The organism is Gordonia sp. NPDC003429, from assembly GCF_053588575.1.
Genome location: NZ_JBSFQF010000016.1, coordinates 23,422 through 49,013 on the forward strand (window position 1 = coordinate 23,422; position 25,592 = coordinate 49,013).

General features: G+C 66.7%; 23 protein-coding genes. 12 read left to right on the forward strand and 11 right to left on the reverse strand.

The features are described from left to right. The 3 genes from ACWDSI_RS16830 to ACWDSI_RS16840 are packed head-to-tail and all read left to right on the forward strand — an operon-like array spanning position 1 to position 3,391. The gene (locus ACWDSI_RS16830; RefSeq protein WP_449757240.1) at positions 1-1,032 is read left to right on the forward strand and encodes an NAD-dependent epimerase/dehydratase family protein; all 1,032 of its coding nucleotides are present in this window, start codon (positions 1-3) and stop codon (positions 1,030-1,032) included. A 5-nt stretch (positions 1,033-1,037) separates the two neighbouring features. Further along, positions 1,038-1,802 carry a glycosyltransferase family 2 protein gene (locus ACWDSI_RS16835; protein WP_449757241.1) on the forward strand — a complete coding sequence of 255 codons (765 nt, stop codon included), beginning with the start codon at positions 1,038-1,040 and terminating at the stop codon, positions 1,800-1,802. After that, positions 1,799-3,391, forward strand: a complete 1,593-nt coding sequence (locus ACWDSI_RS16840; protein WP_449757242.1) for a class I adenylate-forming enzyme family protein — start codon at positions 1,799-1,801, stop codon at positions 3,389-3,391. The genes ACWDSI_RS16835 and ACWDSI_RS16840 overlap by 4 nt, the downstream gene beginning before the upstream one ends. On the opposite strand, the gene ACWDSI_RS16845 is transcribed toward ACWDSI_RS16840, so the two are convergent. Both ACWDSI_RS16845 and ACWDSI_RS16850 read right to left on the reverse strand, forming a co-directional pair. Then, positions 3,375-4,628: an acyltransferase gene (locus ACWDSI_RS16845; protein ID WP_449757243.1), complete on the reverse strand. Its 1,254-nt coding sequence runs from the start codon at positions 4,626-4,628 to the stop codon at positions 3,375-3,377. The two genes, ACWDSI_RS16840 and ACWDSI_RS16845, sit on opposite strands and share 17 nt — an antisense overlap. Positions 4,629-4,833: 205 nt before the next feature. Further along, positions 4,834-7,008 carry an acyltransferase family protein gene (locus ACWDSI_RS16850; protein WP_449757244.1) on the reverse strand — a complete coding sequence of 725 codons (2,175 nt, stop codon included), beginning with the start codon at positions 7,006-7,008 and terminating at the stop codon, positions 4,834-4,836. Positions 7,009-7,152: 144 nt separating this feature from the next. Between ACWDSI_RS16850 and ACWDSI_RS16855 the strand changes: the two genes are divergently transcribed. Continuing rightward, on the forward strand, positions 7,153-8,511 hold the full coding sequence (locus tag ACWDSI_RS16855) for a styrene monooxygenase/indole monooxygenase family protein (RefSeq protein WP_449757245.1): 1,359 nt from the start codon (positions 7,153-7,155) through the stop codon (positions 8,509-8,511). 17 nt (positions 8,512-8,528) lie between these two features. On the opposite strand, the gene ACWDSI_RS16860 is transcribed toward ACWDSI_RS16855, so the two are convergent. Continuing rightward, entirely contained in the window at positions 8,529-9,584 is a 1,056-nt protein-coding gene (locus ACWDSI_RS16860) for an alpha/beta fold hydrolase (RefSeq protein WP_449757246.1), read from the reverse strand. A 121-nt stretch (positions 9,585-9,705) separates the two neighbouring features. Between ACWDSI_RS16860 and ACWDSI_RS16865 the strand changes: the two genes are divergently transcribed. Next, positions 9,706-10,656 carry an oxidoreductase gene (locus ACWDSI_RS16865; protein WP_449757247.1) on the forward strand — a complete coding sequence of 317 codons (951 nt, stop codon included), beginning with the start codon at positions 9,706-9,708 and terminating at the stop codon, positions 10,654-10,656. 26 nt (positions 10,657-10,682) lie between these two features. Here the strand turns inward: ACWDSI_RS16865 and ACWDSI_RS16870 are convergent, their stop codons facing one another. The 4 genes from ACWDSI_RS16870 to ACWDSI_RS16885 are packed head-to-tail and all read right to left on the reverse strand — an operon-like array spanning position 10,683 to position 14,445. Continuing rightward, entirely contained in the window at positions 10,683-11,501 is an 819-nt protein-coding gene (locus ACWDSI_RS16870) for a transglutaminase-like domain-containing protein (protein WP_449757248.1), read from the reverse strand. Positions 11,502-11,535: 34 nt separating this feature from the next. Beyond that, a complete protein-coding gene (locus ACWDSI_RS16875) occupies positions 11,536-12,231 on the reverse strand; it encodes an N-formylglutamate amidohydrolase (protein WP_449757249.1) in 696 nt (231 codons plus the stop codon). 30 nt (positions 12,232-12,261) lie between these two features. After that, positions 12,262-13,347 (reverse strand): NAD(P)H-dependent amine dehydrogenase family protein, encoded by a 1,086-nt coding sequence (locus ACWDSI_RS16880; RefSeq protein WP_449757250.1) that lies wholly within the window; start codon positions 13,345-13,347, stop codon positions 12,262-12,264. Positions 13,348-13,374: 27 nt separating this feature from the next. Continuing rightward, positions 13,375-14,445, reverse strand: a complete 1,071-nt coding sequence (locus ACWDSI_RS16885) for a Rieske 2Fe-2S domain-containing protein (RefSeq protein WP_449757251.1) — start codon at positions 14,443-14,445, stop codon at positions 13,375-13,377. A gap of 123 nt (positions 14,446-14,568) precedes the next feature. Between ACWDSI_RS16885 and ACWDSI_RS16890 the strand changes: the two genes are divergently transcribed. Beyond that, complete coding sequence (locus tag ACWDSI_RS16890; protein ID WP_449748230.1) at positions 14,569-15,183, forward strand: TetR/AcrR family transcriptional regulator; 615 nt, start codon at positions 14,569-14,571, stop codon at positions 15,181-15,183. Between the two features lie 126 nt (positions 15,184-15,309). On the opposite strand, the gene ACWDSI_RS16895 is transcribed toward ACWDSI_RS16890, so the two are convergent. Then, entirely contained in the window at positions 15,310-16,281 is a 972-nt protein-coding gene (locus ACWDSI_RS16895; RefSeq protein ID WP_449748229.1) for an AraC family transcriptional regulator, read from the reverse strand. Between the two features lie 182 nt (positions 16,282-16,463). Here ACWDSI_RS16895 and ACWDSI_RS16900 point away from each other — a divergent pair, with 182 nt between their 5' ends. The 5 genes from ACWDSI_RS16900 to ACWDSI_RS16920 are packed head-to-tail and all read left to right on the forward strand — an operon-like array spanning position 16,464 to position 20,341. Then, positions 16,464-17,240, forward strand: coding sequence for an alpha/beta hydrolase (locus ACWDSI_RS16900; protein WP_449757267.1), 777 nt, complete (start codon positions 16,464-16,466; stop codon positions 17,238-17,240). Positions 17,241-17,260: 20 nt separating this feature from the next. Next, a complete protein-coding gene (locus ACWDSI_RS16905) occupies positions 17,261-18,118 on the forward strand; it encodes an alpha/beta hydrolase (protein ID WP_449748228.1) in 858 nt (285 codons plus the stop codon). Positions 18,119-18,136: 18 nt separating this feature from the next. Beyond that, on the forward strand, positions 18,137-18,964 hold the full coding sequence (locus ACWDSI_RS16910; protein ID WP_449748227.1) for an alpha/beta fold hydrolase: 828 nt from the start codon (positions 18,137-18,139) through the stop codon (positions 18,962-18,964). After that, entirely contained in the window at positions 18,961-19,953 is a 993-nt protein-coding gene (locus ACWDSI_RS16915; protein WP_449748226.1) for an acetamidase/formamidase family protein, read from the forward strand. The genes ACWDSI_RS16910 and ACWDSI_RS16915 overlap by 4 nt, the downstream gene beginning before the upstream one ends. Position 19,954: 1 nt before the next feature. Then, positions 19,955-20,341 (forward strand): YybH family protein, encoded by a 387-nt coding sequence (locus ACWDSI_RS16920; RefSeq protein WP_449748225.1) that lies wholly within the window; start codon positions 19,955-19,957, stop codon positions 20,339-20,341. A 231-nt stretch (positions 20,342-20,572) separates the two neighbouring features. Here ACWDSI_RS16920 and eutC read toward each other — a convergent pair whose 3' ends face one another. Both eutC and ACWDSI_RS16930 read right to left on the reverse strand, forming a co-directional pair. Then, positions 20,573-21,385: an ethanolamine ammonia-lyase subunit EutC gene (gene eutC / locus ACWDSI_RS16925; protein ID WP_449748224.1), complete on the reverse strand. Its 813-nt coding sequence runs from the start codon at positions 21,383-21,385 to the stop codon at positions 20,573-20,575. Next, the gene (locus tag ACWDSI_RS16930) at positions 21,382-22,788 is read right to left on the reverse strand and encodes an ethanolamine ammonia-lyase subunit EutB (RefSeq protein WP_449748223.1); all 1,407 of its coding nucleotides are present in this window, start codon (positions 22,786-22,788) and stop codon (positions 21,382-21,384) included. Before ACWDSI_RS16930 ends, eutC begins: the two co-directional genes overlap by 4 nt. A gap of 245 nt (positions 22,789-23,033) precedes the next feature. On the opposite strand from ACWDSI_RS16930, the gene ACWDSI_RS16935 reads away from it, so the two are divergent. After that, complete coding sequence (locus tag ACWDSI_RS16935) at positions 23,034-24,557, forward strand: catalase (protein WP_449757252.1); 1,524 nt, start codon at positions 23,034-23,036, stop codon at positions 24,555-24,557. A gap of 5 nt (positions 24,558-24,562) precedes the next feature. On the opposite strand, the gene ACWDSI_RS16940 is transcribed toward ACWDSI_RS16935, so the two are convergent. Continuing rightward, the gene (locus tag ACWDSI_RS16940) at positions 24,563-25,582 is read right to left on the reverse strand and encodes an alpha/beta fold hydrolase (RefSeq protein WP_449757253.1); all 1,020 of its coding nucleotides are present in this window, start codon (positions 25,580-25,582) and stop codon (positions 24,563-24,565) included. Positions 25,583-25,592 lie beyond the last annotated feature (10 nt).

The window sequence follows — 25,592 nt, forward strand, 5'->3', positions numbered from 1 at the left end:
GTGACCGGTGCCACCGGCTTCATCGGGGGAGCCGTCGCCACGACGTTGTGCGCGCAGGGAACCCGGGTGCGGGCGTTGGTCCGCAATCCCGGCCACCCGGCGGTGGCGCGGTTGCGGAATGCCGGAGCCGACATCGCGTTCGGTGACCTCACCGAACCACGCACGTTGGCCGACGCGGCGCGCGGAACCGATGCGGTCTTTCACGCCGCCGCCCACCTCGCCGACACCGGTCCCGCCGAGACGTTCCGGCGGGTGAACGTCGAGGGCACCCGCAGCCTGCTCGCTGCCGCGGGCGACGCCGGGGTTCGCCGGTTCGTGTTCGTGTCCTCGCCGAGTGCGCTCATGTCCCCGGACGGCGGCGATCAGATCGGCATCGACGAACGAGTCGGCTACCCAACCCGCTTCTTCAATCACTACTGCGCCACCAAGGCGCAAGCCGAACAACTCGTGCTCGACGCCGACAGCACCGGCATGACGACCACTGCGCTGCGACCGCGGGCCGTGTGGGGTCCGGGAGACAGTCGCGGGCCGATCGCCGTGGTGCTCACGCGGCTTGCGGCCGGGCGCATCCCCGATCTCGATCCCGGCCACAGCGTGTACGCATCGCTGTGCTACATCGACCACTGCGTGGCGGCCGCGTTGGCCGCGTTGACCGCGCCGGCCGACATCATCGGTGGCAGAGCCTATTTCATCGCCGACGCCCAGCCGGTCGACATCTGGCCGATGCTCCGTGACATCGCAGGCGAATTCGGTCTCGCCCCACCGCATCCGCGGTTGCCGCCGGCCGCGGTGACCGCGGCCGCGCGTGTGGCCGACGTGATCTGGCGCCTGCCCGCACTGGCACATCACCGCACACCACCGGTGTCGGCGTACACGATCGCGTTGCTCACCCGCACCGCCACCTACGACACCTCGGCGGCCCGGCGCGACCTCGGTGTCGAGCCGTGGATCTCCCGCGCCGAGGGCATCTCCCGGCTGCATACGTGGGTGGATTCGATCGGCGGCGTCGCCGCACTGGGGTCGGCGGCGTGACGGACATGACGGTGACGAGCATGGATCTGTGGGTGGTGATCCCGGCCTACAACGAGGAGCGCTGGATCAGCGGGGTGCTCGAGGGCCTTGCGGCGCAGAATGATACGGACTTCCGTGTGGTGGTGGTGGACAACGGTTCTGACGACCGCACGCGGCAGCTCGCGGAGGACTTCGCGCGGGGTCACCGGCAGATGCGCATCGAGATCATCGACGAACCGGAGAAGGGTACGGGTGCCGCCGCCGACACCGGGATGCGTCACGCCATCGACCGCGGGGCGACACATCTGGCGCGCACCGACGCCGACTGCGTGCCCAACGATGACTGGATCGCGTGTCTGCGCACCGCATTCGACGATGGAGTGCGGTTGGTGGCCGGGCAGATGATGCCCCGCCACGATGAGGGAATCCCCCGCTGGCGGGCGGGTTTCCTCCTCGTCATGGTGGAGTTCGGTGCGTTCGCGGGCAAACTCCGGCCCGGAAACCGTGGTCCGCAGTACCTCGGTCCCTATCAGATGCTGGCGGGCTGCAACATGGGGATCACCACCGAACTGTACGAGGCGGCAGGTGGTTTCCCGCGGACGAAGATCGAGGACGTCCACGAAGACAGGGCACTGGTCAACGCGGTCCGTACGCTCACCACCGACTACGCGCTGCGGCGTGACGTGCGGGTGCAGGTGTCGGCGCGACGGGCCAAGGCGTGGGGAGTGCTGCGCACACTCGGCTGGTACGCCGACCACCGCTATCGTCCGCAGGACGTGGACATCCGATGACCACGGGGTCGCTCACCGATGCGCTGCTGGAGTCCTGCGACCGGTTCGCCGATCAGCCTGCGGTGTCCCACGTCGGTGCCCGCCGACCCGGACGCGGCACCGTGCTCACCTATGGTGCAGTGGGGCAACGTATTCGGCACACCGCGGCGGCGCTGCACGACGTGGGTTTCGGTGCCGGACATCGCATGCTGTTCTCCATCCGCCCCGCACCCGACTCGATGATCCTGCTCGCGGGAGCGCTTGCCGCCGGCGGATCGATCGTGTTCGCCGACCCGGGGATGGCCCCAGACCTATTCGACGCCCGTGTCCGCGCGGCCGCCCCCACACATGCGGCAGCCGAATCGCTCATCCACGCCGCCACCTCCCGCGGTCCCATCGGCGCACTGGCCCGCGGTCGCGGACTCACCTTGCCCAGGCTCGCGGATCTGCCGGTGACACAGATCTATTCGGGCCCACGGCTACCCGGTGTCCCGCACGACGCCATCTCCTTGCGGCACCTCGGTCGCCGACGGCACCAGGAGACCCGTTGCGCCGCATCATCTCCCACCGTCGACGACGAGGCGCTGGTGGTGTTCACCTCCGGCACCACCGCGCAACCCCGCGGTGTGGTGCACACCCAGGCGACGCTGCTCGCCGGCTTCCGCGCGGCGGTGGCGGCGCTCGGTGTGGAGCGGGGATCGGTGGTGCTCTCGGATCAGGCGATGATCGGACTGCCCGCCTTGCTCGCGGGCGCCACCTGGATGATGCCCCGACTGGGCTTGAGCACGCACGCCGGACCCGCAACCCTGGGACGTATTCTGCAGCGACACAACCACATCACCCATGTCTTCGTCGTTCCCGGCGAGGTGCCCGCGATACTCGACGCGGTCGCGGCCCGCCCCGGATCGCTGCGAACACTGCTGTGCGGCGGGGCGCCGGTCACGGCCGGGCTCGTCCGGTCGGTCACCGACACCTGGCCCGGCGTCGACGTCGCATCCATCTACGGCATGACCGAGATCGTGCCGATCGCCGTCGCCTCCGGGACCGACAAGCTCGACTGGACCGGGCCGGGCGACCCTCTCGGCCGCCTCGTCGATGGTGTGCACGCCCGCATCGCAGAGGGCGAGTTGATCGTGCGCGGACCCGGATTGTGTGCGGGGCTGCTCTCACCCGTGGACGGCACCGTCACACCGTTGCATGAGGCGGCGACCGGCGATCTGGCCGTCGACGTCGACGGACGTCTGGCGCTCACCGGCCGTAGCAAGGACATGATCATCCGCGGCACCACCAACATCTATCCCGGACTTTACGAACCGGCGTTGTCGCTCCTCGACGGTGTGCGCGAGTGCGCGATCGTCGGCGTGGGAGGCGGTGACACGTCGATGCAGGCAACAGGTGACCCGGAGGTGATCCTGGCAGTGGTCGCCGACGGCCCGGCAGAAGCGGTGCGCGCACGCGTCGAGCGCGCGGCCGAGACCCTCATCGACCATGCGGCGCGACCGGACCGCATCGTGTTCGTCGACGCCATCCCGCGACGCGGACGGACGAGGAAACCGGACCGCCCGGCACTGGCTCGTGCCCTCGACGGCGCGGTCAGCGACCCGCGGTGACCGCTTCAGGTGCCGCGCTCGCGTCGACGGGCTCCTCCACCACCGGCTTGCGGCGCACCGAAATCCGTGGTCGGCCGGTCAGGTAGAGCGAACCGGGAAGTCGGCGCAGTACCTCCACCAGCATCAGCGACCCCGCGAGGGTGCCGACATAGGCCACGATGGTGGCCCACGGCTGCGGGATCGTGGCGAGCAGCCACGGCTGCCCACCGGACTGGGGCCGCAGGATCAGGAACAGCACCAGCACGTGCACCAGGAACACCGGGAACGACCGGTTCGACGCGTACTTGACCGCCCGGGCGAATCGGGGGGTGAACGCGCGCCAGTGTTCGGCCCAATGCGCGGCCGCCGCGTAGAGGCAGGTCATCGCGACGACCAGGAACGGCAGCAGAGTGGGGTAGAAGGCGGAGTTGTTGTCGTGCACCGGTTTGCCGTCGACCCACACACTCCACACGTACGCGCCCACGGCCACCGCGGCAGTGCTCATCAGCGCGGCGAACAGCCACCACGCCTTGCCCGACAACCAGCGGGTGATGGCCTCACGATGGATCGCGGCGATCGCGCCGTAGAGGATGAAGAACTGATACGGGATGAAGGTTGCGTAGTTGTGCCACCAGTAGTTGGCCACCGACGCCGGCGGATTCCAGTGCGTGATCGTGGTGGCGATGGTGAATTGCGCGACAAGGCTGCCGAGCAGCAGCTTGCCGTGGTGGCCCGCGGTCGCCCGCGCCAGCCACACCACCAGCGGGAAGATCAGATACACCTGCAACATCACGAACAGGAAGTACATCTGGAAGCCGGACAGTCCCCAGCTCAGCTTGTGCGCGAAATCACCGAGACTGGTGGGGATCTCGCTGGTGCGTCCGGCGGCCCACATGTCCTGGACCACCCAGTACACCGCCGACCAGATCACATAGGGGTAGATGACCAGCTTGATCCGGCGGCGCCAGAAGTCGAGCGCGTTGAAGTCGCCCTTGTCGTAGTTCTGGTACATCAGCACGAAGCCGGTGAGCGCGAAGAAGGTGTTGCGGGTGAAATGCAGCAACAGCGAGGTGATGTTCACCGGCATGCTGCTGAACTCGTCGGTGGTCTGCGTGAGGCAGTGCACAAAGATGACCAGCGAGAAGGTGGTGGCGCGGATCAGGTCGACGTGATGCAGGTAGGCACGACGGGTCGGCCGGGCGATGACCTCGGTGGCCTGCCCGGCCACGTCGGTCGCGCGCGTCACCAACGTCGTCATACCTGTGTCGCCCCTTGATCGGTGTGATCCAACCGTGTCGGCGGGACCGGCGTCCGAGCGTCTTCGCTCCCTCGTCACCCGCCGTGCCGACGGGTGAGGTGACTGCCGTGATCCAACCGTTATCTGCGAGTTAGTTTAACAGTGCAACCTGTTCGGTCCCTGAGACGACGCTGGCGATCCGTATAAAGCCTGGTCAGGAGTCTGCTCACCACCAGTGCACGGTTCGGCCGAGATCGGCGTCGACGGCAGGGATGAGGCTTCGGACGAATGTGGCCGACAGGTGGTGATAGTCGTGCCACGTCACGATGTTGCCGACCACCGCGGGGCAGTACGTCGGGGTGCACATGGCGTCGGTGTAGTCGAGGAACGACATGTTGGGGAACTGCGGCGCGATCGCCCGGGACGGATCGGTGGCAGCCATCGCCAGGCTGCGGTCGACGCCGCACACCTGCGGCTTCTTACCCTCGGCCAGGCATTCGGGCGGCTTGAGCTTTCCGTGCGCCCAGGGGTTGTCGCGGACGGCCACCACTCGCTGACCGCGGTCGCGGAACTGCGCGAAGATGTCGGTGTAATCGGTGGGCACGAAGTCGCCGGGACCATCCTCCACCGGACGGGTGCTGTTGGTGAACACCACGTCGGGTTTGTCGACGGCGAGACGGTCCATCACGCGCCGCGACCAGTCGTTGCACTGGTAGTACTTCTGCCCGAACCAGGTGAAGACGTGCGACGTGGTCAGGGCGCAGCCCACCTTGAGGTAGGTGGTCACGCGGAAGCCGCGCTGTTGCCCGATGGCGTCGAGCGCGGTGATCCACTGCTCGGCGTGCGATCCGCCGACCAGCGCGACCGTCCGTTGGGCGTTCTTGTCGCCGTACACCCCTATCTTGATCGACGGATCCTTCCAGCCACTGATCATCGAGTCGTAGGAGGTGACCGGCCAGTCCTTGTCCACCACCTCCGGACTCGGCTGCGGGTCGACGTGCGGTACCGGCGCTCCGTCGAGGAAGGCGCGGGCACCCGGGTAGAGCCGCGGATCGAGGTTCGCGGTGTTCACGGTCGCGTTGGCGGCGTTTCGTTGCCACACCACCGCGGTGGTGCCCGCCGCGATCGTGGCGACGACGATCACCGCGACCAGGGTCCGCCGATAGCCGCGGGAGAATCCCGACCGGCCGGCACGCAACGGCACCTCGACGAACTTCGTGGTCAGCCACGCCAACAGCAGCGAGACGGCGAGGATCGCGGTGCCCTCCAGCCAGGAGACGCCATCCTGATAGCGCCACGCCAGGTAGAAGATCAACAACGGCCAATGCCAGAGGTAGAGCGCATAGGCCACCGATCCCAGCCACACCAGACGCGGATGCGAGAGGATGCGGGTCACCGCACCCCGATCGGCGGATTCGGTGTCTCGCGCGGCGGCCGGCGACCCCGTCCAGATCAGCGCGAGCGTCGCCCCCACCGGTACCAGCGCCCACACGCCCGGGTACTCCGCGACGCCCTCGATCCACCAGCCGCAGCTGATGATCATCGCCAGCGCGATCAGCCCCACCACGTCGCGAGACCAGGTCGGCATGCTCAGCAATGCGGGGCGGGTGCGTTCACCGCGTGCGATGCGCGCGGCGATCACCACGGCCAGCAGTCCACCGGCGATCGGCTCCCATAGCCGCGACAGCGTGTCGTAGTAGTTGAACGGCTGATTCACCCCGTGCCGGTAGTTGGCCCAGGCGAACGACGCGGCCGCAACCAGCAACAGTGCGCCACCCACCACGCCGCGGATCACGCGAGGATCGGCGAACGCATCGAAACGCCGTGACAGTGCACGCAACAGCCCGCCGAGGGCCAGCGCGCACAGCAGGGTCAGCACAAAGAACTGTCCCTGCATCGACATCGACCACAGGTGCTGCATCGGACTGTTCGCCGAGTCCGCCGCCTGATAGTTCTGCGAGTCCAGTGCCAGGTGCCAGTTCTGGTAGTACAGCGCGCTGGCCTGGATCTCCGCGCCGAGCGGCCCCCACCGTGTTTTCGGCATGATCAGCGCGATCATCGCGGTGATGAAGACCAGCACCACCAGCAGTGCGGGCAGGAGACGACGCGCCAGCCGCCACAGCCGGGGCCACGGATCGACCGCCCGCCGCCACGACACCGATTGCGGCGCGGTCGCGATCACGTGCTTGAGCAGCGACGCGACGAAGAAGTAGCCGGACAGGGTGAGGAACACGTCGACGCCGCCGGATACCCGGCCGAACCACACGTGGAAGATCGCGACCAGCGCGATGGCGATACCGCGCAGGCCGTCGAGGTCGAGCCGATAACCCGAGGTGTTGCCGGTGGCGGCATCCTCGTTCGGGGTGGTGGACACCCCGGCGGTTGTCAGCGTGGAACTCACACGCACGGATGCTACTGCCCTGCGGCGGCCATTCGTGGGACCAGGCCACCCGCCGGAGTTTGCTCCGGTGTGCTCCTAAACCTTCACCGATCGCGGTCCATCACCGAGGCTGAGCGCCAGTCCCCACATCGAAGGAGAAGCACCATGACCGAACAATCCAGCCGGAGCGTGGCCGTTGTCGGCGCCGGGGTGACCGGCACCAGCGCGGCACTCGGATTCCTCGACGCCGGATTCGACGTGACCCTCTACAGTGACCGTGACCGGGAAGCGTTGCGCGACAAGGTACCTCCGACCGGTGTCGGTGTGCTGTTCGGGAAGTCGCGGGAGTGGGACGCCGAGATCATCGACGACCTCTATGACGTCGGCAACACCACCGGTATCAGTGTCCGGCTCTCGTCGGGGACAGGGGACGACCGCGTCGACGTTCTCGAGTTCAACCCCGACTACGGCTACGTCGCGCAGGCGGTGGATCTGCGGCTGCGCGCCGACGACCGGCTCGCACGATTCCTCGAGCGCGGCGGGCGGTTCGAGGTGGAGGCAGTCGATCCCCGCCGTCTCGACGAGATCGCCGGCGCCCACGATCTGACCCTGGTGGCCACCGGCAAGGGCGGCCTCTCGTCGCTGTTCCCCGTCGACGAGGCACGCAGCCATTACCGCGAACCGCAGCGACGCCTGCTGCAGGTGACCCTCGCCGGACTCGATCACGGTCCGGGCACCTTCGCGTACCGGGCCGCGGGCGGCGGTGCGCACTCCCTGTTCAATCTCGACAGTGAGAACGGCGAGATCTTCGTCGGCCCGTTCCTGCACAAGGACGCCGGCGCCACCTGGTCGTTCATCGTGTTCGCCAAGCCCGACGGCGCCTGGGCGCCGCTGTTCGACGACGTCACCGACGCCGCGTCGGCGCGCCGGGCGATCGTCGACATCTTCGCCGAGTGGTTCCCCGTCGATGCCCCGGCAGTCGAAACGTTGCAGGTCATCGACTCCGATCCCTATTCGTGGCTCACCGGCGCGGTGACCCCGACCGTGCGAAAGCCGGTCGGCGTCACCGAACACGAGCACGTGGTGGCCGCCATCGGCGACACCGCGATCGCCGTCGACCCGGTGGCCGGGCAGGGGGCGCAGAACGCGCTGATCCAGGTGGCCGAACTGGTGCGGGCCGCCGCGGCACGTGTGGCCGCCGACCCGGCGGCGGAGTTCACCGCGCAGTGGCTGACCGACGAGTTCGAGAAGCATTGGGAACGCCGCGGCCGTGCCGCGGTGGAGGTCACCCGCCTGTACCTGGGTGATCCCGACTACGCCACCCACCTCGAACTGGCGTTTCCGGCCGCGGCGGTCAGCACCAGCGTGGCGTCGGCGCTGTTCGGTCTGCTGTCGGACCCCAATCCGCTGCTGACCCTCGATGATCGCGACGACGTCCTCGGGTTCATCGAAACCGTTTCCGGGGAGCCCGCCGCCGAGGTGATCGGACGTTTTGAGCCTGTCGGCTCCTTCGCGTCGCGCTGATCACTCTCCGACGCTGATCACTCCCCGCGGTGCGTGTCGTGCGCGACGCGGGTGATGATCTCGATGATCTCGGTGAACGCTCTGGTCTTGGGATCGACGATCGACCCGTGGGTCTGCCCCGGCAGGATGATCGCTTCCGCGTGTCCGCCCGCGGCCTTGTCGGCGGTGACGTACTCCTGGGAGAGCACGTGGGGCACCACGCGGTCGGCCGACCCGGCGATGGCGATCACCGGGGTGTCGGGATCGATGTTCTGGATGGGGTCCACCGACGCATAGCGATCGGGTACCTGCCGCGGCGTGCCGCCGAGGACGCGCACGATCCGGGTGTCGCCCAACTGCACCGCCCGGCGCATGTCCAGCGGCCCGGCGAGCGCGATCACCGTGACCGGCCGGAAGGCCGGGTCGGCACCCACCTCGCCCTCGTCGAGCTTGTGCCGCGTGCTCGACCACACCGCCAGCTGGGCGCCCGCCGAGTGTCCCACCACCACCGCATCTCGCAGATCGATCTGCGGATACCGTTGGGCCACTTGGGGCATCGCGTCCATCGCGGCGGCGACGTCGTCGAATGTGGTGGGCCAGCCACCGCCGTTCCCGACGCGCCGGTATTCGATGTTGACCACGGCGAGGTCACGTTCGGCCAGCCGCCGCGCGAATGTGGCGAAGCTGTTCGCACCGATCTTCGCCTGCCACGAACCCCCGTGGATGAGGATCACCAGCGGCAAGGTGCCGTTCTGCTGTGGGGTGTCGCTCTGGTGGTTGTCCCCGTGTTCGGTGTCCTTCCGGTGGGGGAGGTAGACATCCATCCAGTTCTGCCGCGGATCGGGGTGACCGCCCTGTACCGCATAGAAGTAGCGGTGCAGACTGATGCCCTCGACGGACCCCACGTTCGCCATGTCCTTGGCGGCGGGTCCCTGCGCGTCCCCGGGTATGAGACTCACCGTCGACGAGTGCGCCGCGGAGGTCGCCGGGGAGGTCTCGCCGGACGCCGCGCATGCCGCCGCCAAAAGGCAGATCGCGGTGAGCACGGGGACCGTGATGCGGGCAGCACGAATGCCACCCGTTCTGGTGTTCACGGCTCCTCATACCCCCACACGCTCGATCGTCCTGGCTCACTTCATTGTGCCCGGCTCGCCCGTCGGCTTCCTGATGGGCGTGTGTGAGATCGTGTGAACAGCCGACGAAAGGTGGGGTGTGGTGGCGAAACCGGGATGGTCGGTGTCCGATGCGCCCGATCTGTCCGGTCGGACCGCGGTGGTGACGGGTGCCAACTCCGGGATCGGGTTGCCCACCGCCGGATATCTCGCCGCACTCGGTGCGCACGTCGTACTCGCGTGCCGCAACCCGGGGGCCGCGGCCGCCGCCCGTGACGAGATCCTCACCCGTACCCCCGCCGCGTCGGTACAGCTCGTGCAGATCGACCTCGGCGACCTCGCCTCGGTGCGCCGCGCGGCCGACGAACTGCGGAACCGGCACCGCGCCATCGACATCCTCGTCAACAACGCCGGCGTGATGCGGGCACGGCGAGAACTCACCGTCGACGGTTTCGAAATGGACTTCGGCACAAACTTCCTGGGGCACTTCGCGTTCACCGGGCTACTGCTCGAACGCCTGCGCGCCGCGCGCGGCGCCAGGGTGGTCACCGTCTGCTCCAACCTGTCGAGAGTCGGCACGATCGATTTCGACGACGTGACCCTCGAGTCCGGGTATCACCCGGCGACCGCGTACGCCCGCTCCAAGATGGCGCTGGCGGTGTACGGAATCCAGTTGCAGCGCAGACTGTCCCGACTCGACGGTGATGCGCCGTCGTCGTTGCTCGCCCACCCGGGTGCCACCCACACCGGGGTCATGCGCGATCAGCGGGCGCTTCGGTGGCTGTTCACCACGCCGTCGCTGAGACGTCTGCGCCGCACTTTCATCATGGATCCGCCCGAGGGTGCGTTGCCCTCGTTGCGTGCCGCCACCGATCCCGCCGCACTGGGCGGTCAGTACTACGGTCCCAACGGGTTCTTACAGTTCAGCGGAACGCCAGTGCTGGTTCCGCTTCCTCGTCAGACCACCGATCTGGCTCTGGCGCAACAACTCTGGGAGTTCGCGGAGAAGTCGACGGGGGTTGTCTACGACCTGCCGGGCGAACCTGTCCGTTGACGTTGCATCGCGCTCGACTCCTCGGATCACACCTTGTGGGCCCACACCTCGAAGCTCGCCAAGGTGTTTGGGCCGAAAGTGTTGCTCAGTGGCACATCGGCCGCGTCACGTCCGCGGGCGATGAGTACCCGGCCGATCCGCGGAATGTTGTGCCTCGCGTCAAAGGCGTACCACCGACCCCCGAGGAAGACCTCGAACCAGGCGGAGAAATCCATCGGACCGGGAATCGGCGCGATACCGATGTCGCCCAGATAACCGGTGCAGTACCGCGCCGGGATGTTCAGACAACGGCACAGGGTGACTGCGAGATGGGCGAAGTCGCGGCAGACCCCGACGCCGTCATGCAGGGCGCCCGCGGCGGTTCGCGTGTTGTCGGCGAGCATGTAGTCGAACCTGATGTGGTTGTGCACAAAATCGCAGATCGCTTGGACGCGACCCCAACCCTCGGGTCCCGTGCCGAAGGTGTCCCACGCGAATTGCGACAACCGGTCGACTTCGCAGTAGCGACTGCTCAGGAGGAACAGCAGCGTGTCCTCGGGTAGATCCTCCACCGGCACCTGGCCCGCATCGGGCACGACGACGTCGGGCAGGCCGCTGTCGTTGACCACGTTGTCCGACCGCAGTCTGGTGATGCCGGGCGGTGCCACCACGCGGGTGCACCAGTTGCCGTAGGTATCGCGGTAGGCCGACATCGGCACCGATGGGGTGATCAGCAACTCATCGGGGTGCAGGAGGTCGGAGATCCTCGAGTAGTGGACATTCAGCGAGAAGATGATCGGGGTGGGCGCGGGGCACTGGAAGGCCATGTCGAAGCCGATGCGAATCTGCACATCCAAGGTTCCCACCGTCGCAGCAGGATTGCGCGGCGAGCGGCATCGGTCAGGACCACACGCTGCGCAACGATTCGATCAACCCGCTGCGCACCGCCGACCAACGATCCGCGCCCTCGACCACCATGGCCTGGTTGACCTCCAGCTCGATCCCGACGTACTCCGAGGCTGCGAAGCGGCGGCGCATCCATGTCGTCAACCCGTCGCCGTCTCCCGCGTACGGATAGTTGCGGCGCACCCGAAGCCCGGGAATCGCCTGTGCCAGCGCAGCCTTCCACCGTGCGGAGATCTCGACTTCCCCCGGCCGCCGCGGGTCGTAGAGCAGGCCGACGTCGGCAGTCCGGGTGACGCCGTCGAGTTCGGGCGTGAAGCTGTGCGAAGCGATGTGTATCAGGCGATCCCCGGTGGCCACTGCAGACTCGATGCGTCCCGCCACTTCGTCCCAGTGCGGCCGATGGTGGCGCTCGGCGATCTGCGCGCGCACCGCCGGGGGCCGATCGCGGCTCACCTCGGAGAAGCTCTGTCGGTGCCCCAGCGACCGATTCAGGTCGATCAGCAGGCGCGTTGTGGTGGACGCCACCAGCGGCGCCGAGAACTCGCGCGCAAGCTGTTCGGCCATCACCAACGCTCCCGCGTCGTACCCACGATGGGAGCCGAGCAGATCCCGGTGTCCGGCGAACCATGGTTGGTACTCGGCAGGCACGTCATTGCCACCGTGTTCGCAGGTGACCAAGAAGGTGTCCATCGAGCAACACCTTAGGTGGGTGGACGGGTGTCAGCCGGCGAACCGCCCGGCGAACGCGCGCAGCGGAAGATCGTTGCTGGTGATGATGCCGGGACGGGCGGCCACCACCGAGCGGATCGAGTTGAGCGCGGGCAGGCCGGTCACCGTCATCCCGATCGACGCGAAGTTCTCCGGCTTGGACAGGTCGAAACCGGGTTTGGGGAAGATCATGTGCTTGCTGTAGATGCTCGGATCGCCGGTGATCTGGGTGATATAGCAGGACTTGATGTCCCACGCCGGATCGGTGTGCGGCGTCATCTGCCACTCCAGGTGCGTTTCGACGCGAGGCACGCCGTCGACCATGCCCTGATACTTGATGTAGTTGGCGCCCAGCGAGCCCTTCGGCAGGAAGTACCACCCCAGGTCGACGTCCTTGGTGCACGCGCCGAGTTCGTAGGAGTACTTCACCTCGTCGAGTGCGAGTCCGAAGGCGTCGGCCATGAGGTACACCGAATCGGCGAACACCGCGGTGTACTTGTGCAGCGACTCGGGGATCGTCGGGTCGTCGACCGGCCGTCCGTATCCGACGGCTTTCCAGGTGTCGACGGAGTGATGGCACGACACGTCGACCGACTCGGTGACCGTCACGTTCTCGATGTCGGCGACGTCGGCCGAATGCACGATGCCGAGGATCTGGCAGAGCCCGGGATTCATGCCCGTTCCGTAGAAGGTGGCGCCACCCCGTTCGCACGCTGCCGCGATCACCTCGCTCACCTTGCGGCCGGACGGATGCTGCCAGTTCTGGTCTCGATGGAAGCCGGTGATCCAGTCCGCGGTGGTCACCACATTGATCCCGGCCTCGAGCACCTTCTCGTAGAGCGCCTCGTCGGGGAACACACCGTGAAAGGTCAGCACATCGGGCTTCGCCGCGATGATCTCGTCGACGGTTCCGGTGGCCCGTACCCCGATGGGGCCGATGCCGACGATGTCGCCGGCGTCGCGACCGATCTTGTCGGCGGTATAGCAGTGCAGGCCAATCAGTTCCAGGTCGGGATGATTGCCGATGCGGCCGATCATCTCGGTGCCGAGATTGCCGGTGGCGACCTGGAAGACGCGGATCTTGTCGGGGGTACTCACTGTTCTTGCCTCTCTGGGTGGACGTACTCAGGCGCTGGTGGCGACTGCGGAAGGATGTAGTGGCACGATCGCGCCACTCTCCGGGCGGCGCGGGTCACGGCCGACGGCCGAGTTGCCCGGATAGAACTGGACCGCCCACTCCCGCAAGGCGGTGAAGCCCTTCAACTCCCGTCGCGAGAGCGCCGGTGGGTCGGAATAGCGCTGGTGCGACCAGATCTCGACATCGTGCTCGAACTGCTCGATGATCAGATCGGCCATGGTCTTGCCGTAGCCGGTGAGTTCGGTGGCGTCCTGTTCGCCGGGCTTCTTGCCGACCCACCCCGTGAAACGCACGTCGCAGGTGTGGTCGTCGACGGGAGTCACCGCGGGCATGGTGCGGTTCTCCACCATGCCCCACGATTTGGTGACCGAACACCCGAGTCCGGCATTGACCGATTGCACACCGCTGGTGGCATTCTCGAGGGTTGCACCTTCTTCGAAGGCGATCGTGAAGTCGACGTAGGAGACGGGCCCGGCGAAGTCGTGACGGGTGAACTCGGGCATGAACGGTGTCTGGTGGACAAAGGTGAAGTGGGCGAAGTCGACGCCGTTCTCCATGATGTATTGGGGATGCAGTTCCAGGCGCGAATGAAACAGAGTGGCGCCGGGGACCGGAGGATAGTAGTTGTCGGCGTCGCCGGGATCGTCCCCGAATGCGGCGAACATGTCGGGTACCTCGAAATACGGTCGCGCACCGTCGATGTCGAACCATATCCAGACGGCGTGATTGCGTTCGACGACGGGATAGCTGCGGATGCGCCTGCCCTTGTTGGGATGGTTTTCGTAGGGGATGCAGACGTTGCGTCCCTCGCGGTTCCATTCCCAACCGTGGAACGGACACACCAGGTTCTCGCCGTCCACCCGGCCGCCGTACCCGAGGTGCGCGCCGAGGTGTTCGCAATAGGCGTCGAAGACCGCCACCGTGCCCGACGCCGACCGCCAGGCGACCATCTCGCGTCCGAAGTACGTCATCTTGTGCACCGCGCCGGTCTCGATCTCGGTCGACCACGCGACCTGATACCAGCCCGTCGGCTCCATGGACAGGGGCGGTTTGGCCATCACAGGATCCTCTCGGCGTTCGCGTGGCTGTCGCGATCTGCGTCACATCAGAAGATAGAGACCTCTGTGAAAAAGTACAAGAGCCCTCTGTGAAAACTCGGCGGGACGCGTACAGTCCTGGCCATGACCAATGTCGACACACGACGGCCCAACCGGCGTGGACAGGCCACCCGGGAGAGCATGCTCGACGCCGCCCTGCGGTCGCTGGCCTCGGGCGACCCCGCCTCGGTGTCGGGCAACCGCATCGCCAAGGACATCGGCGCCACCTGGGGGGCCATCAAGTATCAGTTCGGCGACATCGACGGTCTGTGGGCCGCCGTGCTGGCGCGCACCGCACAGCGGCGCGGGCGGTTGCCGGTCACCACCCCCGCACCGGGCACCTCGATCGCCGACCGGGTGACCTCGATCGTGGAACTGATGTACGAGGGACTCACGGAGTCGGATTCGCGCGCGATCGAGACGCTGCGCGCCGCCCTCCCCCGTGACCCGGATGAACTCACCCGCCTGTATCCCCGTACCGCAGCGGAACTCTCGTCGTGGGCGCCGGTGTGGGTACAGGCCTGCCAGCATGCCTTCGCCGATCTCGACGTCGACCGCGACCGGGTGCGGGAGGTGGCCGCGTTCCTGCCGGGCGCCATGCGCGGACTGGTGTCGGAGAAGCAACTGGGCAGTTTCGTCGACCTCGACGTGGCCCGACGAGGACTGGCGAACGCGATCGTGGCCTATCTCGACGGCTGAGCGGTGCGGTGTCGCTGCTTCGTCAGCCGGTCGGCCCCCAGTCCTGATGCGTGAGTTGTGCAGCGTCGCACCGGGCCCGGCGGTGTGGCGGCCAGCGCGCTCGAGATGGCTTTCGTGCCGGGGAATCTACCCGGTGGCTCCGTTGTGGCGAGACTGTCGCCGCCATTGCGACGGAGTGGTACCGAAGCGGTTGCGGAACGCTCTGGAGAAGTGCGCGTGATCGTGAAAACCGCAGCGGTAGGCGATCATTGATACGGTCATCGAGTCGTTACGGGAGTCCTCGAGCAACCGCAGCGCAGACTCCAGGCGCTGGCTACGGATGAGTTCGCCGAGATCGATCCCCCGGCGGGCAAGGATTTTGTAGACGTACCGCTCCGAGATCGAGAATGCTTCCGCCACGGATTTCGCGGACAGATCGGGATCGCTCGACCTCGAAAGCACGTATTCCTCGACTCGCGTCGCCAGTGACATCGTCGCAGCGCGCCTCCCGCAGGAGGTGTCGGCAACCACACGGGTGAGTTGCAGGCGAATCAGATCGATGATCGGACGCTCCAACGACGACTTGTCTGCTTCGGACGCATCGGGCGCCGTTCGTGCGGTGGTCCGTAGGAATGCCGATACCGACGCCGTGATTGCCCGATCGGCGATCATCGGCGTTTCGAGCGGTCTCCGTATCAGGTCAACGGGCAGGTCGAGTCCGTCCAGTGGGATCTGGTAGGTGTGACGATGCGTGCCGTCGGTGAATCGGAGCCGATAGGGTTCATTTGTCAGGCATATTCCCATGTCGCCCGCTCGCAACGTCATCGCGTGGTCGTGCCGCACGACGAGCGATGTGCCGCTTTCCACCACTGTCACCAGCAGGGCCGGGGGTGCGGTGTCGTTTCGGATCAAGCTCTCGGTCCTCACCACGTCCGCGCCGTAGGCCTTCGTCGAGAGCAGATGAACCCGACCCAAATCGGCCACTCGAGAGTGCGCGATCACGTCGGCGCCGTCGTGTGGGTCGAGCGCGAGCGGTACCGGTGCGCACGCCATCCGCTCCCGCAGGAATTCGATCTTGTCGGTTACCGGCAGATTCTCGAGGTCCAGAAAGGCCACCATCGGTGCTTCCTTCCGTCGATCTCAGCGTGGGTGCAGGACGGTTCAGTCTCAGCACAGGTTAGTACGCCCAGAGTCAAGACGCCCGTCGATCGCCCGACGATGATGAAGTCGTCCACCACCGTTTTTCGAGAGGCCAAAAGGCTGTGATACGTCACCGCAAGACCAAGTATGTTCTTGTCTCCCTGATTCTTTCGCTGCTCGTGATCATCGTGGTGCCCTCGTGGACCGCGGCACGGGCGAGTACCACGCCCACGATCGTGTTGGTGCACGGTGCGTTCGCCGATAGAACAAGTTGGGACGGCGTCGCCGCGCGGCTGCGCGCTAAGGGCGATCCTGTGGTGACCGTCGACAACCCGCTCCGCGGACCGGCTCACGACGCGGCGGCCGTCGAGGAATCCCTGCGGTACATCCGTGGCCCGATCGTGCTGGTCGGGCATTCCTACGGGGGCGCAGTGATCACGCAGATCCACGACCCGCGAGTCATCAAGCTCGTCTACATCGCGGCATTCGCGCCTGCTCAGGGCGAACCCATCTCGCTCGCACTGAACCCGCTGCAGTTCCCCGGCAGCCGACTCGTGCCGCCCGCGCTGCAGTTCAAACTCGTCGCCGATCCGACCGTACCCGGCGGGCATGGGATCGATGGGTACATCGCCCCTGACCGATTCAAAGAGGTCTTCGCCCAGGACGTCGATGACGCCACGATCGCCGTGATGCTTGCCCACCAGCAGTCCATCGCCGCAACCACGAACATCGAGCCGAGTGGTCCACCCGCCTGGGCCACCACACCGAGCTGGTACCTCGTGTCGCAGAACGATCGCGTGATCCCGCCCGCGGCAGAACGCTACATGGCCCACCGGATGGGAGCGCACACACAGGAGATCGTGTCATCGCACGCCTCGCTCGTCGGCCACCCCGACGCGGTGGCCGACTTCATCCAGACCGCAGTCAACAGCCACTGATCCGAAAGGGAGACGTCGACATGAGCCTGAGCGAATCAGAACTTGCAGATATCGATGCTGCGAACGCGTCCGGTAAGCAGCCCGTGGTGTTTGTCCATGGACTGTGGCTGCTGTCAAGTAGTTGGCAACGCTGGCGTGAGCGCTTCGCTGAGCGCGGGTACGCGACCTTGGCACCCGCCTGGCCGGACGATCCGGAGACGGTTGCAGAGGCACGGTCAGATCCAGACGTGTTCGCGCACAAGATGATCGGTGTGGTCACCGATCACTATCTCGAGGCGTGCAGTCGGCTGGCGAAGAAGCCGGCGCTGATCGGTCACTCGTTCGGTGGGCTGATCGTGCAGAAACTTGCTGGTGAGGGCGCCGCGGTGGCGACTGTGGCGATCGACCCGGCGCCCTATCGCGGGGTGTTGCCACTGCCCTGGTCGGCGCTCAAGTCGGGTTCGCCGGTACTCGGCAATCCGGCGAACGCCGGGCGGGCGGTCGCGCTGACGTTCGAGCAGTTCTCCTACGCGTGGGCCAACAATCTCACCGAGGAGGAGGCGCACGAACTCTACGACGAGTTCCATGTCGCGGCGGCGGGCGCCCCGCTGTTCCAGGCGGCGACGGCAAACTTCAATCCGTGGACCGAGGCACAGGTCGACTCACGCACCCCTGACCGCGGTCCCTTGCTGATCATCGCCGGGCAGGCCGACAACACGATTCCGTTGGCGATCACCCACGCGATGTTCAAGTTGCAGCACAAGAATCCGGGAGTGACCGAGATCGTCGAGGTCGCCGACCGCGGTCACTCCCTCACGATCGACCACGGGTGGGCAGAAGTCGCCGACATCGCTTTGGACTTCCTCGGCCGTGTCGTCACTTCCACCGCCAGCGCCTGAGAACGGAGAGATCAGACCATGGGCACCGTTTCCACTACTGACGGAGTCGAAATCTTCTACAAGGACTGGGGGTCGGGGCAACCGATCGTCTTCAGTCACGGCTGGCCGCTCTCGGCCGACGACTGGGACACCCAGATGTTGTTCTTCCTGCAACACGGTTACCGCGTCATCGCACACGACCGGCGCGGACATGGCCGTTCCACCCAGACCGGCGACGGCCACGACATGGACCACTACGCCGCCGATCTGGCGGCGCTCACCGAGGCACTCGACCTCCGAGACGCGATCCACGTCGGGCATTCGACGGGCGGCGGAGAAGTTGCGCATTACATCGCACAGTTCGGCGAATCACGGGTAGCGGCAGCCGTCTTGATCAGCTCGGTGCCGCCTATCATGGTCCGGACCGAGCGCAACCCGGGCGGACTGCCCAAGAGCGTGTTCGACGACCTGCAGGCACAGCTGGCCGCGAACCGGTCGGTCTTCTATCGCGGGCTCGCCGCGGGGCCGTTCTACGGCTTCAACCGGCCCGGCGTCGAAACATCCGAAGCGATCGTCGAGAACTGGTGGCGTCAGGGAATGATGGGCGGTGCGAAGGCACATTACGACGGCATCGTGGCGTTCTCGCAAACCGACTTCACCGAAGACCTCGAGAAGATCTCCGTGCCCGTGCTGGTTATGCACGGGGAGGACGACCAGATCGTGCCCTTCGAGGACTCCGGTGCACTGAGCGTGACACTTGTCCAGAACGGCACACTGAAGTCGTATCCGGGCTTCCCGCACGGGATGCCCACAACCCAGGCCGACACCATCAACGCCGATTTGCTGTCCTGGCTACAAGCCTTATGAGTGTCGTCGAGCTGCCTTCCACCACCGACACGGTCCGTTCCGGCTTCCTCGATCCCACCGCGCCGGCCGCCGTTCGGATCACGTCGGGTGACACCGTCCGCTACATCGACACGTGGACGCACTGGGGCAACGAGGCGGTGTACGGCATGTCGTTCGCAGACCGCGAGCCGCTTCGGCACCGCTATCCCAAAGGTCCGTACTCGATGGTGGGGCCGGTCGACGTCGAGGGCGCGGCGCCCGGCGACGTCGTCGAGTGCGAACTCCTCGATGTGCGCACCATCGGCTGGGGCTGGAACTCGTTTCCCCTGGGTGTCGGCGCGCTGCCGCACGATTTCGCCGAACCGTACGTGCACTACTTCCGATTCAACGCCGAGCGCACTGCCACCGAGTTCGTCCACGGGATAGAGCTGCCCTTGCGGCCACTCGTAGGCGTCCTCGGCGTCGAGCCGGGCACCGCGGAGGTCAGTGCCATCACCGCGGGACCGTGGGGCGGCAATCTCGTTCTCCCCGAGTTCACCGTCGGCGCATCGCTGTTTCTTCCCGTGCAGCGGCCGGGTGCTCGGATCTGGCTCGGCGACATCCATGCCCGCCAGGCCGAGGGCGTCGTCGATCAGACCGGAATCGAAACCGCTGCCGAGCGCATCGACCTTCGAGTCGATGTCCGTGCCGCAGTTCCGCTGGACGGGCCTCTCGTGGAGACCCCCACGCACTGGATTCGGTTCGGTTTCGCCGACTCCCTCGACGATGCCCTCGTCGACTGTCTCCGCGGCACGATCTCATGGTTGGCCGAGACAAGCACCCTGACCGCCAGCGAGGCCTACGCGTTGTGCAGCCTGTGTGTCGATTTCCGCATCACTCAATACGCGAATCAGACTGCTTCCGCGTACAGTTTCGCGCCACCCAAGACCGTGCATGCGATGGTGCCCAAGGCTGTTTTCGATCCGGACACCGCCGCTGGGATCAGCGGATGGTTGCGCGGGAAGGGCTGAGATGCGACTCACCCCAGAGGAACGTCTGGACATCGCCGCGCTCGTCGTTGCCGCCGACGATTGTGCCTCCGATCGCGACGATCGCGGCTATCTCGCCCTCTTCGACGTCGACGCCAGCTTCGCCGGCGCCAAGGGCGATGTGACCGGACGCGACGCCATCCGTGCTCTGATCGACGAGGTGTGGGGGTCCGAACCTGAGGGCACGCTTCATCTGACAACCTCTGTCGCGGTCTCTCCCGAGCTCGAGTCCGGTGCGGCAGTAGCTGTTTCAGGACTCCTCCTCGTGCGTCCCGACACGAATGCGGTGATCGCCGCCCAACGCATCACACACCGACTCGAGCGTGCGCCGGATGGGGGCTGGCTGTTCACGGAACGGCGAATCCGCTGACGCCCCGATGTTCTGTGGACGGAAATATTCGTTGGTGCTGGTTGTTTCGGACCGGCATCAGCGCGCTCGCCGCCCAGATCAAGGAGATCCGGTGTGCATGGCTACGCGGTAAAGTTGGACGAACTTGCCTCGGACACGCCCCATGGCGGTCCCGATCCACGACGTCGACGGTGCAGTCCGGGCGCGGTGATGCGGTGATCACCGGGCGACTCGCCGCGCTGTTCTCCCGGTCTACGGGCTGACCGTCGATTCCGGGTCGGCCGAGGCGAGAGCGGCCTCGCCCGCCGACGTGTCCTTGAGCGCCACCCCGGAAGCACCGAGCTCCCGCGCGCCGGAGACCAGCGCTCCCACGATCCGAGCGGCCTGCGTGTAGGTGAGACCGTCGGGCGGATGGATGTTGGAGATGCAGTTGCGCTGCGAATCCCGACGCCCCGGCTGCGGTTCGTAGGTGAGGTAGATGCCCAGGCTGTCGGCCACCGACAAGCCAGGGCGCTCACCGATGATCATCAGCAGGATCTGCACGCCGAGCGCCTCACCGATGTGATCGCCGAGCGCCACCCGCGCCTGCGTGGCGATCACCGGAGGTGCGATCGTGTATCGCGGCGACAACTCGTCGACCAGTGCGCCCACCAGCGCCGCGGCGTGCACGTCCACCGCGGTCGCCGACAACCCGTCGCCCACCACGATGCCGATGTCAGCGTTCGTCGCCGTGATCGCCGACAGGTCATCGGGCACGCGTCCGAGGTCGGGGCGTCGTAGATACTCCGCGCGCGACTGTGCCCGGCTGCGCACCGTCACCGGGGTGCCGACGCCGAGTCCTTCCAGCGCGGCGCCGACGGCGTCGGTGTCCAGCGGCGTGTGGACGGCGTCGCGTGCCGCGGCGTGGTCGGTCTGGAACTGGAGCAGGTCGTCCGACGAAACGGTGTTTCCGGTGCGGCGCAACCCGATCCGGGCCTGCGTCAGCTGCCGCATCGAACCCCAGGGATCGAGCTCATCGCTGCTGTCGGCGCCCTCGCTGCCCACCGCTCGCACGTCGCCGGTCACGACGCCGCCAGTCCGCGCAGCGGTGAGGACGCCGGGTCCACCGGCAGCACACGGCCGCCCGCGTCGGCCATCCCGATGCGTTGCATCCACTCCTCGAATTCCGGTGCAGCGCGCAGATTCATCACGTCGCGCAGATACAACACGTCGTGGAAGGAGAGACTCTGGTAGCCGAGCATGATGTCGTCGGCGCCGGGCACGGTGATCACGAAGGCGACACCGGCCAGACCGAGCAGGCTCAGCAGGGTGTCCATGTCGTTCTGGTCGGCCTCGGCATGATTGGTGTAGCAGACGTCCACGCCCATCGGCAGGCCGAGGAGTTTCCCGCAGAAGTGATCTTCGAGTCCGGCGCGGATGATCTGTTTGCCGTCGTAGAGGTATTCCGGCCCGATGAAACCGACGACGGTGTTCACCAGCAGGGGTTGCAGGTCGCGGGCCACCGCGTAGGCGCGCGCCTCCAGCGTCTGCTGATCCACCGGCAGGCCGCCGGTGCCGATGTGCGCGCCGGCCGACAGTGCCGACCCCTGCCCGGTCTCCAGGTACATCACGTTGTCGCCGACGGTCCCGCGGTGCAGCGACCGCCCGGCCTCGTTGCCCTCCCGCAGCAGCGCGAGATTCACGCCGAACCCGCTGTTGGCGTCCTCGGTCCCGGCCACGGACTGGAACACCAGATCGACCGGGGTGCCCCGCTCGATCAGGTCGATCGTGGTGGTCACGTGGGACAGGACGCACGACTGCATGGGGATCTCGAAGCGCATCCGCACCTCGTCGAGGAGTTCGAGCAGGGTGGAGGTGGCCTGCGGCGAGTCGGTCGCCGGGTTGATGCCCACCACGGCGTCGCCGCAACCGAGCAACAGTCCGTCGAGCATTCCGGCGGCGATGCCGCGGGGATCGTCGGTGGGGTGATTCGGCTGCAACCGGGTGGCCAGCCGTCCGGGCAGGCCGATGGTGGTGCGGAATCCGGCGCGCACCTCGACGCGTCGGGCCACCGCGATCAGATCCTGGTTGCGCATGATCTTGCTGACCGCGGCCACCATCTCGGGGGTCAGGCCGGGCGCCACCGCGGATAGCCGTTCGGCGCCACCGGGAGCCACCACCTGCTCGAGCAGCCAGTCGCGGAACCCCCCGACGGTCAGATGCGAGATCGGGGCGAAGGCCGCGCGGTTGTGGCCGTCGATGATCAGGCGCGTCACCTCATCGGATTCGTACGGCACCACCACCTGTTCGAGGAACACGGTCAACGGTAGATCTGCGAGAACCCAAGCGGCGGCGGCACGTTCGGCGTCCGACTCGGCAGCGCACCCCGCCAGCTCGTCTCCCGATCGCGCGGGGGTGGCCTTGGCCATCACGTCCACCAGGTTCGCGAACTGATAGGTGTGGCCGCGAACGGTGTGGGCATAGGTCATGGCAGGTCCTTCATTCGCTCCGGGGCGGTGACCGCGAGCAGCGGTGCCCGGTGATTCTTCGGCGGCGCCGGCGAAGACAGGTGCCCATTGACCTTACCGCCCGCTTTCTGCGGGCACCGACGACGGCCCGACCTGAACTTACTGCGACGCTGCGCCGAGACGGCTAGTGTCGGAACGGGGCGCTGAAACAGCCCCGGCGCCCCCGATCCCGACAGTCCACACGGATCGAGGCCGTTGGAGGCGACATGTCCGAGAAAAACGAGTTCTACACCACGCGCGACTCGGGGGCCCCTGCCGGCAGTGACGAGCATTCACTGACCGTCGGCGCGGGCGGCCCCATCGTGCTGCACGATCACTACCTGATCGAGCAGATGGCCCAGTTCAATCGTGAACGCATTCCCGAACGTCAGCCGCACGCCAAGGGCAGTGGCGCGTTCGGCACATTCGAGACCACCGCAGACGTGTCGTCGTACACCTGCGCGAACATCTTTCAACCGGGCGTGAAGACCGAGATGGTCGCACGGTTCTCCACCGTTGCGGGGGAGCGTGGCAGCCCCGACACGTGGCGCGATCCGCGTGGATTCGCGCTGAAGTTCTACACCGACGAGGGCATCTACGACATGGTCGGCAACAACACGCCGGTCTTCTTCATCAAGGACCCGTTGAAGTTCCAGCATTTCATCCGGTCCCAGAAACGTCGCGCCGACAACAACCTTCGCGATCACGACATGCAGTGGGACTTCTGGACGCTGTCGCCGGAGTCGGCGCATCAGGTGACCTGGCTGATGGGCGACAGGGGCATTCCCAAGACGTGGCGGCACATGAACGGCTACAGCTCGCACACCTATATGTGGGTGAACGCCGAGGGCGTCAAGCATTGGGTGAAGTACCACTTCATCTCCGACCAGGGGGTCGAGTTCTTCACCCAGGACGAAGCCGACCAGATGGCATCGGCCGACACCGACTTCCACACCCGCGACCTCTTCGAATCGATTGCGGCGGGCGATCATCCGAGCTGGACGCTCAAGGTCCAGGTGATGCCCTACGACGATGCGGTGTCCTACAAACACAACCCGTTCGACCTCACCAAGGTATGGCCGCACGCCGACTATCCCCTACAGGAGGTCGGCAAGATGACCCTGCACACCAATCCCACCGACAATCACGCACAGATCGAGCAGGCCGCTTTCGAGCCGAACAACGTGGTTCCGGGTATCGGGTTCAGCCCCGACCGCATGTTGCTGGGACGGGTGTTCGCCTACGCCGACGCCCACCGCGCGCGGCTCGGAACGAACTACAAGCAGATCCCGGTCAACGCACCCCGCAACGAGGTGCACAGTTACTCCAAGGACGGTGCGATGCGGATCAATCCGGTGTCCGATCCGGTTTACGCACCCAACTCCAAGGGCGGACCCACCGCGGCCGCATTCTCCGGACAGGCCGAGCCGCAGTGGGCCGCCGACGGCGACATCGTCCGCAGCGCCTACGTGGATCATCCCGCCGACGACGACTGGAGTCAGCCGGGTGCGCTGGTGCGTGACGTGATGGATGATGCGGCCCGGGACCGGTTGGTGGACAACGTCGTCGGTCACCTGCTCAACGGGGTGAGTGAACCGGTGTTGGCCCGTGCGTTCGAATACTGGAGCCGGATCGATCCCGACGTGGGTGCCAAGATCAAGGCCGGTGTGACGGAGAAGGCGGACGAGCTCGATCCGAAGGCGGACAAGCAGGGCAATCCCGCGCGGACCTCCATGCAGAAGAAGGCCTGATCGGATCACCCGGACGGCGGTGGCAGCACCCGGTCCAGAAACGCCAGCAGGTGACGCAACCCGGCACCCTCGCGTACGTCGTCGTGGCCGGCGTTGACGGTGCGGAACTCGTACGCGGTGCCGGCGGCACGCAATCCTCTGACGAAGCGCAGCGTCAGGGGTAGCGGGACGCGGGTGTCCTTCCAGCCGTGCACGATCAGTATCGGTGCGTGGTAGCCGCCGTGCGGCAAAGCCATGTAATTCGCGAGTGCGGCGCGAAAGGCTTTGTCGCCGAGCGGTTTCGACACCACCGCACCGGCGGACACGCCGCGCACCAGATCCGGCCATGTCGCACTGCAGGTGGCCGCGATCTCGTCGGCGAGGTTGCGGCCGAACGGGGTGAGGTACTCGCGCACCGTGACGGGCTGTGGCGTCGCCGACATTCCGGCCAGCACGGCGAGCAGACTGCCCACCGGAAAGCCGGGCACCACCGGCATTCCCGGACGTGCGCGGGCAAAGACGTGCTCGATGTTCGACGCCGGCGCCAGTGCCGCGCAGCCGCACAACGTCAACTCCGGGGCACGCCCGGCCTCGTGCGCGGCGGCCAGAGCGGCATGGCCGCCCTGTGACTGCCCCGCCACTGCCCACAGGTTCGAGAGGTCGGGCGATTCGGCACACGCGGCGCGAACGGCATCGATGGTCGCGGACGCCTCGGTGGCCGTGTGCAGGTACGGATGAGTTCCGGTGCTCAGAGGCCCCAGGCCGAGGTAGTCGGGGGCCACCACCGCGTACCCGGCACGGTTGAGTCGTGCGATCGTCGGTGCCGTACCCGCCTCGAGATCGGGCGATCCGATCAGGCCGCACGAGCTGCTCATTCCCGAAGTGCCGTGCGTCCAGGCCACCACCGGCCACCCTCCGGACGGTGCGGTTCCCGCCGGAACGCGCACCAGCGCGGTCGCCGGAACCGAAGCGCCGTACCCGTCGGGGGTCTCGTAGGCGAGTTGGCTGACCCCGGTCAGGCCACCCCAGGTGGCGATGGGTTCCATCCGAGGCAAT